This window comes from Xanthomonas sp. WHRI 7065, from assembly GCF_040203115.2.
Classification (GTDB): domain Bacteria; phylum Pseudomonadota; class Gammaproteobacteria; order Xanthomonadales; family Xanthomonadaceae; genus Xanthomonas; species Xanthomonas arboricola.
On sequence record NZ_CP168194.1, the window covers coordinates 1 to 14,795 of the forward strand.

13 protein-coding genes are annotated in these 14,795 nt (G+C 63.0%); 12 read left to right on the forward strand and 1 reads right to left on the reverse strand.

Annotated features, from left to right (window positions below):
• The 12 genes from dnaA (at position 1) to ABQY64_RS00060 (ending at position 13,898) form a co-directional block, all read left to right on the forward strand.
• Positions 1-1,329 (forward strand): chromosomal replication initiator protein DnaA, encoded by a 1,329-nt coding sequence (gene dnaA / locus ABQY64_RS00005; protein WP_016901843.1) that lies wholly within the window; start codon positions 1-3, stop codon positions 1,327-1,329.
• 277 nt (positions 1,330-1,606) lie between these two features.
• The gene (gene dnaN, locus ABQY64_RS00010) at positions 1,607-2,707 is read left to right on the forward strand and encodes a DNA polymerase III subunit beta (RefSeq protein ID WP_016901842.1); all 1,101 of its coding nucleotides are present in this window, start codon (positions 1,607-1,609) and stop codon (positions 2,705-2,707) included.
• 1,087 nt (positions 2,708-3,794) lie between these two features.
• Positions 3,795-4,901 (forward strand): DNA replication/repair protein RecF, encoded by a 1,107-nt coding sequence (gene recF, locus ABQY64_RS00015; RefSeq protein WP_349779586.1) that lies wholly within the window; start codon positions 3,795-3,797, stop codon positions 4,899-4,901.
• Positions 4,902-5,015: 114 nt separating this feature from the next.
• Complete coding sequence (gene gyrB, locus ABQY64_RS00020) at positions 5,016-7,460, forward strand: DNA topoisomerase (ATP-hydrolyzing) subunit B (RefSeq protein ID WP_016901840.1); 2,445 nt, start codon at positions 5,016-5,018, stop codon at positions 7,458-7,460.
• A gap of 67 nt (positions 7,461-7,527) precedes the next feature.
• On the forward strand, positions 7,528-8,364 hold the full coding sequence (locus tag ABQY64_RS00025; protein ID WP_104646553.1) for a CPBP family intramembrane glutamic endopeptidase: 837 nt from the start codon (positions 7,528-7,530) through the stop codon (positions 8,362-8,364).
• A 62-nt stretch (positions 8,365-8,426) separates the two neighbouring features.
• Positions 8,427-9,233: a M48 family metallopeptidase gene (locus ABQY64_RS00030; RefSeq protein ID WP_016901838.1), complete on the forward strand. Its 807-nt coding sequence runs from the start codon at positions 8,427-8,429 to the stop codon at positions 9,231-9,233.
• A gap of 152 nt (positions 9,234-9,385) precedes the next feature.
• Positions 9,386-10,582 (forward strand): lipopolysaccharide assembly protein LapB, encoded by a 1,197-nt coding sequence (locus ABQY64_RS00035; protein ID WP_039529494.1) that lies wholly within the window; start codon positions 9,386-9,388, stop codon positions 10,580-10,582.
• Positions 10,583-10,849: 267 nt separating this feature from the next.
• Positions 10,850-11,407 (forward strand): energy transducer TonB, encoded by a 558-nt coding sequence (locus ABQY64_RS00040; protein ID WP_016901836.1) that lies wholly within the window; start codon positions 10,850-10,852, stop codon positions 11,405-11,407.
• A gap of 85 nt (positions 11,408-11,492) precedes the next feature.
• Positions 11,493-12,254: a TonB-system energizer ExbB gene (exbB, locus tag ABQY64_RS00045; RefSeq protein WP_005912445.1), complete on the forward strand. Its 762-nt coding sequence runs from the start codon at positions 11,493-11,495 to the stop codon at positions 12,252-12,254.
• A 45-nt stretch (positions 12,255-12,299) separates the two neighbouring features.
• Complete coding sequence (locus tag ABQY64_RS00050; RefSeq protein ID WP_011035268.1) at positions 12,300-12,722, forward strand: biopolymer transporter ExbD; 423 nt, start codon at positions 12,300-12,302, stop codon at positions 12,720-12,722.
• Positions 12,723-12,725: 3 nt separating this feature from the next.
• Positions 12,726-13,136, forward strand: coding sequence for a biopolymer transporter ExbD (locus ABQY64_RS00055; RefSeq protein ID WP_011035269.1), 411 nt, complete (start codon positions 12,726-12,728; stop codon positions 13,134-13,136).
• Positions 13,137-13,490: 354 nt separating this feature from the next.
• Complete coding sequence (locus tag ABQY64_RS00060) at positions 13,491-13,898, forward strand: biopolymer transporter ExbD (protein WP_349779587.1); 408 nt, start codon at positions 13,491-13,493, stop codon at positions 13,896-13,898.
• Between the two features lie 127 nt (positions 13,899-14,025).
• Here the strand turns inward: ABQY64_RS00060 and ABQY64_RS00065 are convergent, their stop codons facing one another.
• Positions 14,026-14,793, reverse strand: coding sequence for a pyridoxine 5'-phosphate synthase (locus tag ABQY64_RS00065; RefSeq protein WP_349779588.1), 768 nt, complete (start codon positions 14,791-14,793; stop codon positions 14,026-14,028).
• Positions 14,794-14,795: the final 2 nt, after the last annotated feature.

The following is a 14,795-nucleotide window of genomic DNA, read 5'->3' on the forward strand; positions in this document are numbered from 1 at the left end:
ATGGATGCTTGGCCCCGCTGTCTGGAACGTCTCGAAGCCGAATTCCCGCCCGAGGACGTCCACACCTGGTTGAAACCCCTGCAAGCCGAAGACCGCGGCGACAGCATCGTGCTGTATGCGCCGAACGCCTTCATCGTCGACCAGGTCCGCGAGCGCTACCTGCCGCGCATCCGCGAACTGGTGGCGTATTTCGTCGGTAACGGCGAAGTGGCGCTGGCGGTCGGCTCGCGTCCACGTGCGCCGGAACCGCAGCCGGCACCGATGGCGGCGCCCAGCGCGCCGGTTGCCGCGCCGATCGTGCCGTTCGCCGGCAATTTGGATTCGCACTACACCTTCGCCAACTTCGTCGAGGGCCGCAGCAACCAGCTCGGTCTGGCGGCCGCGATCCAGGCCGCGCAGAAGCCGGGTGACCGCGCGCACAACCCGCTGCTGCTGTACGGCAGCACCGGCCTGGGCAAGACCCACCTGATGTTTGCCGCCGGCAATGCGCTGCGCCAGGCCAATCCGGCCGCCAAGGTGATGTATCTGCGCTCGGAACAGTTCTTCAGCGCGATGATCCGGGCGCTGCAGGACAAGGCGATGGACCAGTTCAAGCGCCAGTTCCAGCAGATCGACGCGCTACTGATCGACGACATCCAGTTCTTCGCCGGCAAGGACCGCACGCAGGAGGAGTTCTTCCACACCTTCAACGCGCTGTTCGATGGCCGCCAGCAGATCATTCTGACCTGCGACCGCTACCCGCGTGAGGTCGAAGGCCTGGAGCCGCGGCTGAAGTCGCGCCTGGCCTGGGGCCTGTCGGTGGCGATCGACCCGCCCGATTTCGAGACCCGCGCGGCAATCGTGCTGGCCAAGGCGCGCGAGCGCGGCGCCGAGATTCCGGACGACGTGGCGTTTTTGATCGCCAAGAAGATGCGCTCCAACGTGCGCGACCTGGAAGGCGCGCTCAACACGCTGGTGGCACGCGCCAACTTCACCGGCCGCTCGATCACGGTGGAGTTTGCCCAGGAGACGCTGCGCGACCTGTTGCGCGCCCAGCAGCAGGCGATCGGCATCCCGAACATCCAGAAGACCGTGGCGGACTACTACGGCCTGCAGATGAAGGACCTGCTCTCCAAGCGACGCACCCGCTCGCTGGCGCGTCCGCGCCAGGTGGCGATGGCGCTGGCCAAGGAGCTGACCGAACACAGCCTGCCGGAGATCGGCGACGCCTTCGCCGGCCGCGACCACACCACCGTGCTGCATGCCTGCCGGCAGATCCGCACGCTGATGGAGGCCGACGGCAAGCTGCGCGAGGACTGGGAAAAGCTGATTCGCAAGCTCAGCGAGTAAGCCGGCAACGGTCTTGACCGCCCGCTTGGAGAAAAGCGTGGAAACGTTGGGGTCAAATGCGGGAGAATCTGTGGATAACGTTGCCTCGCAGGTCGGGCGGAAAACTATCCACAGGTTTTACCGCCAGACCAGGGGCACTAGTCCAACGACTTTCAGGCGCTAATTTGTCTTTGGAAACAAACAGTTATGGTGGTTATCCGCTGAAAACGGCCCTACCATCACCACCAAGCTTTTGATTTATTCCATTATCTTTTAAAGCATAGGGGCACGGAACCACATGCGTTTTACACTGCAGCGCGAAGCCTTCCTCAAACCATTGGCCCAGGTGGTCAATGTGGTCGAACGCCGTCAAACCCTGCCGGTTCTGGCCAATCTGCTGGTGCAGGTCAAGGACGGACAGGTCTCCTTGACCGGTACCGACCTGGAAGTGGAAATGATCTCGCGCACGATGGTGGAAGACGCGCAGGACGGCGAAACTACGATTCCGGCGCGCAAGTTGTTCGACATCCTGCGTGCCCTGCCCGACGGCAGCCGCGTCACCATTTCGCAGACCGGCGACAAGGTCACGGTGCAGGCCGGGCGTAGCCGCTTCACCCTGGCCACGCTGCCTGCCAACGATTTCCCGTCGGTGGACGAAGTCGAAGCCACCGAGCGGGTTGCGGTGCCGGAGGCAGCGTTGAAGGAGCTGATCGAGCGCACCGCGTTCGCCATGGCCCAGCAGGACGTGCGCTACTACCTCAACGGCTTGCTGTTCGACCTGCGCGAGGGCTTACTGCGGTGCGTGGCCACTGACGGGCACCGTCTGGCGCTGTGCGAGACCGAGCTGGAGAAATCCGGCGGTGCCAAGCGCCAGATCATCGTGCCGCGCAAGGGCGTGACCGAGCTGCTGCGCTTGTTGGAGGCGGCAGATCGCGAAGTGGAGCTGGAAGTTGGCCGTAGCCATATCCGCGTCAAGCGTGGCGATGTGACCTTCACCTCCAAGCTGATCGACGGCCGCTTCCCGGATTACGAGGCGGTGATTCCGATCGGCGCGGATCGCGAGGTCAAGGTGGACCGTGAGGCGCTGCGCGCATCGCTGCAGCGTGCTGCGATCCTGTCGAACGAGAAATACCGTGGCGTGCGAGTGGAAGTGTCACCGGGTCAGCTGAAGATCAGCGCACACAACCCGGAGCAGGAAGAAGCGCAGGAAGAAATCGAGGCCGACACCAAGGTCGACGATCTGGCCATCGGCTTCAACGTCAACTATCTGCTCGACGCGCTGTCTGCACTGCGCGATGAGCACGTGGTCATTCAGCTGCGCGATGCGAACTCGTCGGCACTGGTGCGTGAGGCTAGCAGCGAGAAGTCGCGTCATGTGGTGATGCCGCTGCGTCTCTGACGCCGCGTTCCACGTGGAACACTAAGAGCCCGGCGAAAGCCGGGCTTTTTCGTTTTGGAAAGCGAGAGCGCTGAAGTCGTTGTGGTGTAAGGCTTTGAGAGGCTTGAGCGTCTTTGGGCATCCGCTTTGCGCTGGTTAGGTACCAAGCTGCTCTGGTGCATTAGCCGGAGCTGCTCTGCCTTCGGGCAGGATCCTCGGAGTAGCAGCGCCGCACGGTCACCAATCCAGGAACGTTTCGATAGACGCCACTCCCGGGAGTCAGACTTCAACGACCGCACAAGCGCATCAGTTCATTTGCTTGGATTGACGTGCGTAAGGTCGTAGGCGCGCGATATCAAAACTAAGGGGCATGAGCCTGGCGCGCTGCTGTCGTCCGCATGGATGCTTGGCCAATCTGTGATTGGAGGCAGCCCCAAGGATCAGTACGCTGTTTCGCCCAGGGACAGTGCCACGTGAAATCGGTGTGCTCCGCGCAAGTAAACAACCCACCCGGGACCTGTTGAGTTACGAAGACCCTGTTGGCAGGTTCACGGCATGCACGTGGAACAACGGGCTTCTCCTCGTGTCACCCGCCGACTTTGGGAAAAGCTGGCGTTGTCGCAGCCTCAGTGAGATTCGGTAGTCATGCGCTGTGGTTTTGTCGTCAAGCAAAGTCATTCGCACGGGAATCAATCTGAACAATTTCATCAAGCGCGGAGTGCTTCACTCCGAACCGAGACGTACAGCTACGTCTGAATTTGCTTGGTCTCAAGCCGGTTTTTGAGTTATGCACATCGAGCTTTGCTTTTAAATCTATAAATAATTTAAGAGCTTGGTGGTGATGGTAGGGCCAGATTTCGCCGGAAACTACCCTATGTGTTTGTTTTTAAATTACTTTTAGGCCTCGAAACCCTGTGTTTAGACCCGTGTAGAGGGGTCGACAACCTGTGGATAAGCGGAAGCGGTTGTTCGGGCCTGCTTTTTATCCACAGGTTGTCCCCTGCCTGTCCCTTGGGTCACTTCACGTCTGCACGGGCAGGATCCGCATCGATCACGTATCCTCCGCTCCGACCGGGGTGCCGGATCACAGCGCAGAGCAGACCGATCGATGCACGTAGTGCGGTTGTCCATCCATCGACTTCGTCGTTTCGAGACCGTCGACCTCCACCCCGCCAGTTCCTTGAACTTGCTGACCGGCGATAACGGCGCGGGCAAGACCAGCGTGCTGGAAGCGTTGCATCTGATGGCCTACGGCCGCAGCTTTCGTGGCCGTGTACGCGACGGGCTGATCCAGCAAGGGGCCGGCGATCTGGAAGTCTTCGTGGAGTGGCGCGAGGGAAACGCCGCTACAAGGGAACGCACGCGGCGGGCGGGCCTGCGCCACAGCGGCCAGGAATGGACCGGCCGGCTGGATGGCGAAGATGTCGCCCAGCTGGGCGCCTTGTGTGCCGCGCTGGCTGTCGTGACCTTCGAGCCTGGCAGCCATGTGTTGATCAGTGGCGGCGGTGAGCCGCGGCGGCGCTTCCTGGACTGGGGGCTGTTCCACGTGGAACCTGACTTCCTGGCGCTGTGGCGGCGCTACGCGCGGGCGCTCAAACAGCGCAATGCCTTGCTCAAGCAGGGCGCGCAGCCGCGCATGCTCGATGCCTGGGATCACGAGCTCGCCGAATCCGGCGAAACGCTGACATCGCGCCGTCTTCGCTACCTGGAGCGCCTGCAGGAGCGACTGATTCCGGTCGCCACGGCGATCGCCCCGTCGCTCGGGCTGTCCGCGCTGACGTTCGCACCGGGCTGGAAGCGCCATGAGGTGTCGTTGGCCGACGCGCTGCTATTGGCACGCGAGCGTGATCGCCAGAACGGCTACACCTCACAAGGGCCGCACCGGGCCGATTGGGCGCCTGCCTTCGATGCATTGCCGGGCAAGGATGCGCTCTCCCGCGGCCAGGCAAAGCTCACCGCCCTCGCCTGCCTGCTGGCACAGGCCGAAGACTTCGCCCACGAGCGCGGCGAATGGCCGGTGATCGCCCTGGACGACCTGGGCTCGGAGCTGGACCGCCACCACCAGGCCCGCGTGCTGCAGCGCCTGGCGTCCGCACCGGCGCAGGTACTGATCACCGCAACCGAAATGCCGCCCGGCCTGGCCGAATCCGGCAGGCTGCTGCATCGGTTCCACGTGGAACACGGCGAAGTGGCCGTGCTGACGCCCTCCGCGTAACCGTCGGCGGCGCAGGTGGGCCGACTGGTATAATTTCCGGGCTATCCCCCTTTTCCCACGGTGCGATGCGGCTTCCGTCGCCTGCGCCCGTGTTGTGGAGCTAACGGCACACGCATGACCGACGAACAAAACACCTCGCCCACCCCCAACGGCACCTACGACTCCAGCAAGATCACCGTGCTGCGTGGTCTGGAAGCCGTCCGCAAGCGCCCCGGCATGTACATCGGCGATGTCCATGACGGCACCGGCCTGCATCACATGGTGTTCGAGGTGGTCGACAACTCGGTCGACGAAGCCTTGGCCGGCCATGCCGACGACATCGTGGTCAAGATCCTGGTCGATGGCTCGGTTGCGGTGTCCGACAACGGCCGTGGCGTGCCGGTCGACATCCACAAGGAAGAAGGCGTCTCGGCGGCGGAGGTGATCCTCACCGTGCTGCATGCCGGCGGCAAGTTCGACGACAACAGCTACAAGGTATCCGGCGGCCTGCACGGCGTGGGCGTGTCGGTGGTCAATGCGCTGTCCGAGCACCTGTGGCTGGACATCTGGCGCGACGGCTTCCACTACCAGCAGGAATACGCGCTGGGCGAGCCGCAGTACCCGCTCAAGCAGCTGGAAGCCTCGACCAAGCGCGGTACCACGCTGCGCTTCAAGCCGTCCGTGGCGATCTTCAGCGACGTCGAGTTCCATTACGACATCCTGGCGCGCCGCCTGCGCGAGCTGTCGTTCCTCAATTCTGGCGTCAAGATCACCCTGATCGACGAGCGCGGCGACGGCCGTCGCGATGATTTCCACTACGAAGGCGGCATCCGCAGCTTCGTCGAGCATCTGGCGCAGCTCAAGTCGCCGTTGCACCCGAACGTGATCTCGGTGACCGGCGAGCACAATGGCATCGTGGTGGACGTGGCCCTGCAGTGGACCGACGCCTACCAGGAAACCATGTACTGCTTCACCAACAACATCCCGCAGAAGGATGGCGGCACCCACTTGGCAGGTTTCCGCGCCGCGCTGACGCGTGTGCTGAGCACCTACATCGAGCAGAACGGCATCGCCAAGCAGGCCAAGGTCGCGCTGACCGGCGACGACATGCGCGAAGGCATGATCGCGGTGCTCTCGGTCAAGGTGCCCGACCCCAGCTTCTCCTCGCAGACCAAGGAAAAGCTGGTCAGCTCGGATGTGCGTCCGGCGGTGGAAAACGCCTTCGGTGCGCGCCTGCAGGAGTTCCTGCAGGAGAATCCGAACGAAGCCAAGGCCATCACCGGCAAGATCGTCGACGCCGCCCGTGCGCGCGAAGCCGCCCGCAAGGCGCGCGACCTGACCCGCCGCAAGGGCGCGCTGGACATCGCCGGCCTGCCCGGCAAGCTGGCCGACTGCCAGGAAAAAGACCCGGCGCTGTCCGAACTGTTCATCGTCGAGGGTGACTCGGCAGGCGGCTCGGCAAAGCAGGGCCGCAACCGCAAGAACCAGGCGGTGCTGCCGCTGCGCGGCAAGATCCTCAACGTCGAACGCGCGCGTTTTGACCGCATGCTGGCCTCCGACCAGGTCGGCACGCTGATCACCGCGCTGGGCACCGGCATCGGCCGCGACGAGTACAACCCGGACAAGCTGCGTTACCACCGCATCATCCTGATGACCGACGCCGACGTCGACGGCTCGCACATCCGGACCCTGCTGCTGACCTTCTTCTACCGGCAGATGCCGGAGCTGATCGAGCGCGGCTACATCTACATTGGCCTGCCGCCGCTGTACAAGCTCAAGCAGGGCAAGAGCGAGCTGTATCTGAAGGACGACGCGGCGCTCAATGCCTATCTGGCCAGCAACGCGGTCGAAGGCGCGGCGCTGATCCCCGCCACCGACGAGCCGCCGATCACCGGCGAGGCGCTGGAAAAGCTGTTGATGCTGTTCACCAGCGCCAACGAGGCGATCGCCCGCAACGCACACCGCTACGACCCGGCGCTGCTCACCGCGCTGATCGACTTGCCGCCGCTGGATGTGGACAAGTTGCAGGCCGAAGGCGAGGTGCATCCCACCCTGGATGCGCTGCAGGCGGTGCTCAACCGCGGCACCCTGGGCACGGCGCGCTACCAGCTGCGTTTCGACCCGGCCACCGATGGCGCCTCGGCGTCGCTGGTGGCGGTGCGCAGGCACATGGGCGAGGAATTCACCCAGGTATTGCCGATGGGCGCGTTCGAAAGCGGCGAGCTGCGTCCGCTGCGCGAGGTCTCGCTGGCCCTGCACGACCTGGTGCGCGAAGGCGCGCAGATCGTGCGCGGCAACAAGACCCACCCGATCACCAGCTTCGCCCAGGCGCATGCCTGGCTGCTGGAAGAGGCCAAGCGCGGCCGCCAGGTACAGCGCTTCAAGGGCCTGGGCGAAATGAACGCCGAACAGCTGTGGGAAACTACGGTCAATCCGGACACGCGTCGCCTGTTGCAGGTGCGTATCGAAGATGCCGTGGCCGCCGATCAGATCTTCAGCACTTTGATGGGCGATGTGGTCGAGCCACGCCGCGACTTCATCGAGGACAACGCGCTGAAGGTGTCCAACCTGGACATCTGAGCCACCGTCGCCCGTCGGCGCATCGCTTTGGCGCTGCGCCGACGCCTGCGGTTTTTTCAGGACGACGATGAGCGCAGATCCTTCCCCGAGGCCGGTACCGACGCCGGCCGCCGGCACCGCCCCGCTGCTGCCGCCATTGCTCGGCTTCGGCATCGATGTGCTGATCGCTACCGGCCTGCTGCTGTCGCTGAGCGTGGCCGGGTTCGCGCTCTGGGGCGTGTTCCGCGGTGTCAGTGCCGTGCAGGCCGCCAAGGCGCAGGGCCTGACGCTGTCCTCAAGCGAGATCATGGCCACCATCGGCCAACCCGGCGTGCTGGTGCAATTGCTCACCGCGCTGGTCAGCACCGCCTCGCCGGCGCTGCTGTTGTATTACTGGCGCCGCCGCGCCAGCGCAGACGAACACCGGGCCTCGCGCGCCGCTGCAAGGCGTGCCTCCACCTGGGGCTGGACCGCGCTGATCGCGGTTGGCGTGTTCCTGCTCAGCAATCTGGTCAGCGTCGCGGCGTCCGCGCTGGGCATCAAACCGGTGCCGACCAACCTGCCGCTGATGGAAGAAGCCATCAAACAGTGGCCGCTGGCGCTGGTGGTGTTTGCCGTGGCGATCGCCCCGGCGTACGAAGAATTGCTGTTCCGACGCGTCTTGTTCGGCCGCCTGCTCGCCGCCGGCCGGCCCTGGCTGGGCATCGCGCTGAGCAGCGCGATCTTTGCGCTGGTGCATGAAGTGCCCGGCGTCAGCGGCAACGGACCGGCCGCCATCGCGCAACTATGGCTGGTCTACGGCGGCATGGGCGCGGCGTTCGCATGGCTGTACTGGCGCACCGGCACGCTGTGGGCACCGATCGTGGCGCATGGCGTCAACAACGCTACCGCCCTGGCGGCGCTGTACTTTTTTGGCATCGGCTGAGCCGTTTGACGAAAAGTTAAGACGAGCCTGCCAAAATGCCCCCAGGGTTCAAGGGGGATTGAATGAAAGCCAGGCTGTTGATCGTTGTCGCCGTCTTTGCACTGACGGCATGTGCCACCACAACCTCGCCGACCGGCCGCCGACAGGTGGTGGGAGGCGTCACGCAGGACCAGCTCGACAAGCTTGGCGCCGAATCGTTCGCGCAGACCAAGGCCAAGGAAAAAGTCAGCACCGACGGCAAGCAGAACGCCTACGTGCAATGCGTGGTCAATGCGCTGGTGGCGCAACTGCCGCCGCAGTGGCGCGAAACCCGCTGGGAAACCGCGCTGTTTGTCGATAACGAAGCCAACGCATTTGCGCTGCCCGGTGGCAAGGTCGGCGTGAATACCGGCATCTTCACCGTCGCCAAGACGCAGGATCAGCTGGCTGCCGTGCTCGGGCACGAAATCGGGCACGTGATCTCCCGCCATCACGAAGAGCGCATCACCCGCCAGCTCGGCGCGCAGACAGGCCTGGGCATCATTGGCGCGTTGGCCGGTGCGGCCTACGGCGACGGCGCCGCCAGTGCGGTCAACCAAGTCGGCGGGATGACTGCCCAGACCGTGTTCCTGCTGCCCGGCTCGCGTACCCAGGAGAGCGAGGCCGATGTGGTCGGCCAGCGCCTGATGGCCCAGGCCGGCTTCGACCCTGCCCAGGCAGTCACGCTGTGGCAGAACATGATGGCCGCCAGCGGCAATCGCCAGCCGCAGTGGCTGTCCACCCACCCCGACCCCGCCAATCGCATCCGCGAACTGCAGGCAGACGTCAACCAACTCGAACCGGTTTACCAGCAGGCGCGACAGGACGGGCGCGTGCCGCGTTGCGGCTGATTTCGCAGCGCTTACGTACCGAATGTCGCAACACAGCATGGAAACCGTTTTCGGGAACTGAGACTTTCTGCTAAGTTTGCCGGCTCAGATTTTTCGTACAGCGTTTATTCCGCTTTTCGTACCGCCCGACGGCGGCTCGTCCGAGGTGAAACATGAAACTGCTCAACCGCAAGCAAGCCCTGTTGTCCCTGTTCATCGCCGCGTCCCTGGGCGGGGCTGTCGTCACCGACGCGGTTGCGCAGTCGGATCGGTCGTCCGAGCGCGCCAGCCGCAAGTCCAAGAACAGCGGCAAGGCCGAAGAGTTGTATCCGCAGTCCACCCGCGCCGCGCCGACGATCAAGCCTTCGTCCAAGTTGGGCAGCAAGCTGCAGAAGCTGATCGAAACCTTCAACAAGGGCGAAGACTTCCCGGCCGTGCGCACACAGGCCGACGAGATCCTTGCCAATGGCTCGGCCAACGAAGCCGACAAGGCGCTGGCCTCGCAGCTGGCCGCCCAGGCGGCGTACAACATGGACGACACTGCCGCTGCCAAGAAGTACCTGCAGCAGGCGATCGGCCTCAATGCGCTGGACAACAACGGCCAGTTCCAGTCGATGCTGATGCTGGCGCAGTTGCAGATGCAGGACGACCAGCAGGCCGAAGGCCTGGCCACGCTGGACAAGTATCTGGAAGAGAGCAAGTCGCAGCGTCCGGAAGACCTGATCCTCAAGGGTCAGGCGCTGTACCAGGCCGAGCGCTACAAGGAAGCCATTCCGGTGCTGAAGCAGGCCATCGCCGCCTCGCCCGAGCCGAAGGACACCTGGAATCAGTTGCTGATGGCGTCCTACGCCGAAGCCGGCCAGACCGGTGAAGCCGTGGCCGCTGCCGAAGCGCTCGCCGCCAAGACGCCGAACGACAAGAAGGCCCAGCTCAACCTGGCCAGCATGTATATGCAGGCCGACCAGATGGACAAGGCCGCCGCAGTGATGGACAAGCTGCGCGCTGCCGGGCAGTTGACCGAAGAAAAGGAGTACAAGCAGTTGTATTCCATCTACGCCAACACCGAGAACAAGGAAAAGGACGTCATCGCGGTCATCAATGAAGGTATGCAAAAAGGCATCCTTAAACCCGATTATCAGACATACCTTGCGCTCGCACAGTCGTATTACTACAGCGAAGACGTGCCCAAGGCGATCGAGAATTGGCAAAAAGCCGCACCGCTTTCCAAGGACGGCGAGACCTATCTGAATCTGGCCAAGGTGCTGCATTCGGAAGGTCGCATCCCGGAGGCCAAGCAGGCCGCGCAGCAGGCAATCGCCAAGGGTGTCAAAAAACCTGATGACGCCAAGAAGATCATCAATCTGAAGTAAAAAAGAAAATAAACCCCCGAAATCCCTGTGTTTTTAGTGGTTACAGGACTCGGGATTGGTATAAGCTTGGGGGTTCCTGCGGTGTCAAAGCCGTCCGAAAACCTGGGGATCATCACAGTGATCCGGGGCCCCCACTGAAAGAGCCATTGGCGCATGACGGAACAACTCGTTATCCACAGGCATGACTATGATGCCGGGAACCAGGGTCTGAGCTGGGCCCGCATTATCGGCATTGCTTTCGTAATTGCCTTGCACCTCACTGCACTGATGATGTTGCTGATCCCTGCAGTGGCGCCGAAGGCTCCGGCAGAGAAGGAGCGCACCACCATGGTCACCTTGGTGGATGCACCGCCTCCTCCCCCGCCGCCGCCGCCGCCGCCGCCGCCGGAAGACAAGCCGCCACCGCCGGTCAAGAATCTGTCGCCGCCGAAGCCGTCACCGGTTCCGCCGCCGCCGGAAGCTCCGGTTGTCGATGTTCCCGAACCGCGTCCCAGCGATATCGTCACGCCGCCGAGCCCGCCGGCTCCGCCGCAACCGCCGAGTGACATCGGCGCCAGTGTCGATATCTCGTCCAAGAACATGAACCCGCCGAAGTACCCGCCGGCTGCATTCCGTGCCGGTGTCCAAGGCGAGGTCATCCTGATCGTGGATGTGGATGCAAGCGGCAACGTGACCAATGTGTCGGTCGAAAAGTCCAGCCGCAACCGCGACCTTGACCGTGCCGCGATGGACGCAGCACGCAAGTGGAAGTTCAACGCCTCCACTGTCAACGGGCAGAAAGCCGCCGGACGTGTCCGCGTCCCGGTCAACTTTGCTCTGAACTGATCCCACGGGCCGGCCACGGTCGGCCCAGGATCCTGTCTTCCTTTCGCTCCACCCTTCATCACCACACACAACAAAGGTAAGCGTCATGCTGCAGGAATTCTTTATCGCCGCCGCTGCAGGGGGCTCCAATCCGTCGGCCGCCCTGTCGCAGATGGGCTTCGAGCACTTGATCACTGAAATGACGTCCAGCCCCGGCGATTTCGCCGTGTCCTGGGTCGTTCTGATCACCCTGATCGCCATGTCCGCTGCCTCCTGGTACTGGACCGTCATCAATATCTTCCGTGCCACCCGTCTGAAGAGCGCGGCTGACCGCGTCACCACCGCGTTCTGGGATGCCCCGAATGCACAGGACGCCATCCGTGCCATGGAAGAGCAGCCGGCTTCCGAGCCGTTCTCCAAGATCGCACTGGACGCAGCGCAGGCTGCTGCTCACCACCAGCGCGCCGAAGGCAGCACCGGTGGCCTGGGCGAGAGCCTGAGCCGTTCGGAATTCGTCGATCGCGCCCTGCGTCAGGCCGTGACCCGCGAAAGCACCAAGCTGCAGTCGGGCATGACCCTGCTGGCCACCGTCGGTGCGACCGCGCCGTTCGTCGGTCTGCTCGGTACGGTGTGGGGCATCTACGGTGCGCTGATCAAGATCGGTGCAACCGGTTCGGCCTCCATCGACGCCGTTGCCGGCCCGGTGGGTGAAGCGCTGATCATGACCGCGATCGGTCTGTTCGTCGCAATCCCGGCCGTGTTCGCGTTCAACTTCTTCTCCAAGGTCAACAGCTCGGTGATCGCCAAGTTCGACACCTTTGCCCACGACCTGCACGACTTCTTCGCCACTGGTTCGCGCGTTCGCTAATCCGTAGTAAAGAACGACTTCGCAACGATTTAGACGGAGCCCGTTATGGCCTTCAGTAGTGGAAACAGCGGTGGCCCGATGGCCGACATCAACGTGACGCCCCTCGTGGACGTGATGTTGGTGCTGCTGATCATCTTCATCATTACGGCACCGCTGATGTCCCATAAGGTCAAGGTGGAGCTGCCAGAGGCCAACCTGATCCAGAAGGAAGATGCGGAGAAACGCGCCGCGCCGATCACCCTGGCCGTCAAGGAAGACGGGTCGCTGTACTGGAACGACGAGCCGATTTCCAAGGAAGCCTTGGAATCGCGCCTGTCTACTGCCGCACAGCAGACACCGCAGCCGCCGCTCAATTTGCGTGGCGACCGCACGACCAAGATGCGTACGATCAACGAGATCACCAAGATCGCGCAGGGTCAGGGCATGTTGGACGTCGGCTTCGTCGCAACCAAAGAGAAGGGGCAGTAAGCCATGGCATTCAGTACCGGTGGAAACCGCGGCCCAATGGCCGACATCAATGTCACGCCCCTGGTGGACGTGATGTTGGTGCTGCTGATCATCTTCATCGTGACCGCGCCGATCATGACCTACCCGATCGCCGTGGATCTGCCGCAGCGGGTGCTCAACCCGCCACCGCAGACGACCGAACCGCCGCCGCCGATCGAGTTGCGGATCGACGCCAGCAACCAGGTGTTCTGGAACAACAGCCCGACCCCGGTCGCGCAGTTGCAGCAGAAGATGGAAGAGGTGGTGCAGGCCGATCCGACCAATCAGCCGGAACTGCGCATCGACGCCAATGAAGATGCGGAGTACGAAGTGATGGCCAAGGTCCTTGCTGCGGCGAAAAACTCGCAGATGAAGAAAATCGGCTTCATGCAGTAAGACATCGCAAGACCGCAACACAACAGTCATGACGCGACTGCAACGCCACCGGAAACGGTGGCGTTTTTTTATGCTCGATCAATCGGGTGCTTGCTGCCGCTATGTTCGACACGCACGGATGCGGCCGGCTGTTTGCCAGGACGTTGGTATCCGTTTCCCGGGCACCGGGTGAGTGATGCCTGCAGTGACCCTCAGGTCGTCCGCGCAAGCAAACCGCCGGAGGTGCAGCGGCAAGTCGCAACGGCACGCTTCGGGGCTTGGCCCGCCAGAGGCGTCTGCCCTGCCCTTCCCTCACTGCCGACCAGGTGTATGCTCGACCGTGCAGCACCCACCCTCATAGCACAGGAGGCAGTCATGGCTTTCAGTACGGCAGGCAATCGGGGACCGCTGGCGGAGATCAATGTCACGCCGCTGGTGGATGTCATGTTGGTGTTGTTGATCATCTTCATCGTCACCGCTCCGATGCTGGCGCGGCCAATCACGGTGGACCTGCCACAGCGCAGCGAGCAGGCCCAGTCACGCATGGAGCCGCCTGCACCGATCGCGTTGCGTGTGGACGCCAGCGGGCAAGTGTTCTGGAATGCCAGCCCGATAACGCTGCAGCAATTGCAGCCCAGGTTGATCGAACAGATGCGCCAGGCAGCCGGCAATCAGCCAGAGCTGCGCATCGCTGCCAGTGCGGATGCCGAATACGCGGTGATGGCCAGGGTGCTGGCTGCAGCCAAGAATGCGCAGGTGGATCGCATCAGTTTTGTGCAGTAAATGGGTGATTAACCAGCCTGGTAAATCAGCCGTAAGTCATCGATAACGATTGAATCGGGGCAGAGACCCTGCCCCGATTTAATGTCCGGTAACCAAGCAACGCATCCACATAATCAACTTGATTATCTCAAGCGCTGATCGATGCGCCGCGCAGTATGTCCAGATAGGCGCGCACTGTTACATCCAGGCTTTGATACAAGGCCTCGCTGATCAATGCATGGCCGATCGAGACTTCGAGCACACCGGGGACAGCGCTCAGAAAATCACCGAGATTGGCCTGCGACAAATCGTGTCCGGCATTGATGCCCAGACCTGCGGCGGCTGCGCGTTGCGCCGCACTGGAAAACAGCTTGAATGCAGCATCCGGCTGGCCGCTCAGATGCGCCTGCGCATACGGGCCGGTGTACAACTCGATGCGGTCTGCACCGAGTGCTGCCGCCTGCGCGATAGCGGGGTTGTCGGCATCGACAAACAGACTGACGCGAGCACCGATCGCCTTGAACGAGGCGATCAGCGTGGCGAGGTGGGCGGTGTCCTGGGCAAAATCAAAACCGTGGTCGGATGTCAGCTGTCCATCGCCATCCGGTACCAGGGTGACCTGTTCGGGGCGGGTGACACGACATAATTCCAGCAGGCCCGGATAACCGTCGCGCGGTGGTGCGAACGGGTTGCCTTCGATATTGAATTCGACGCCGTGCTCGCGTGTCAGCGCGCTCAGCGCCAGCACGTCGTCGGCGCGAATATGCCGCTGGTCCGGACGCGGGTGCACGGTGATGCCTTGCGCACCGGCGGCAATGCAGGTGCGTGCGGCCTGCACCACATCCGGATCGTGGCCGCCGCGCGAATTGCGCAACACCGCGATCTTGTTGACGTTGACGCTGAGCTGGGTGGTCACTG

Bases quoted from the DNA above. Each gene is read 5' to 3' on its own strand.
- dnaA (WP_016901843.1), top strand. From the start codon at position 1: ATGGATGCTTGGCCCCGCTGTCTGGAACGTCTCGAAGCCGAATTCCCG.
- ABQY64_RS00040 (WP_016901836.1), top strand. From the start codon at position 10,850: ATGATGTTGCTGATCCCTGCAGTGGCGCCGAAGGCTCCGGCAGAGAAG.
- ABQY64_RS00035 (WP_039529494.1), top strand. From the start codon at position 9,386: ATGAAACTGCTCAACCGCAAGCAAGCCCTGTTGTCCCTGTTCATCGCC.
- ABQY64_RS00025 (WP_104646553.1), top strand. From the start codon at position 7,528: ATGAGCGCAGATCCTTCCCCGAGGCCGGTACCGACGCCGGCCGCCGGC.
- ABQY64_RS00050 (WP_011035268.1), top strand. From the start codon at position 12,300: ATGGCCTTCAGTAGTGGAAACAGCGGTGGCCCGATGGCCGACATCAAC.
- exbB (WP_005912445.1), top strand. From the start codon at position 11,493: ATGCTGCAGGAATTCTTTATCGCCGCCGCTGCAGGGGGCTCCAATCCG.
- ABQY64_RS00060 (WP_349779587.1), top strand. From the start codon at position 13,491: ATGGCTTTCAGTACGGCAGGCAATCGGGGACCGCTGGCGGAGATCAAT.
- gyrB (WP_016901840.1), top strand. From the start codon at position 5,016: ATGACCGACGAACAAAACACCTCGCCCACCCCCAACGGCACCTACGAC.
- ABQY64_RS00055 (WP_011035269.1), top strand. From the start codon at position 12,726: ATGGCATTCAGTACCGGTGGAAACCGCGGCCCAATGGCCGACATCAAT.
- ABQY64_RS00030 (WP_016901838.1), top strand. From the start codon at position 8,427: ATGAAAGCCAGGCTGTTGATCGTTGTCGCCGTCTTTGCACTGACGGCA.
- dnaN (WP_016901842.1), top strand. From the start codon at position 1,607: ATGCGTTTTACACTGCAGCGCGAAGCCTTCCTCAAACCATTGGCCCAG.
- recF (WP_349779586.1), top strand. From the start codon at position 3,795: ATGCACGTAGTGCGGTTGTCCATCCATCGACTTCGTCGTTTCGAGACC.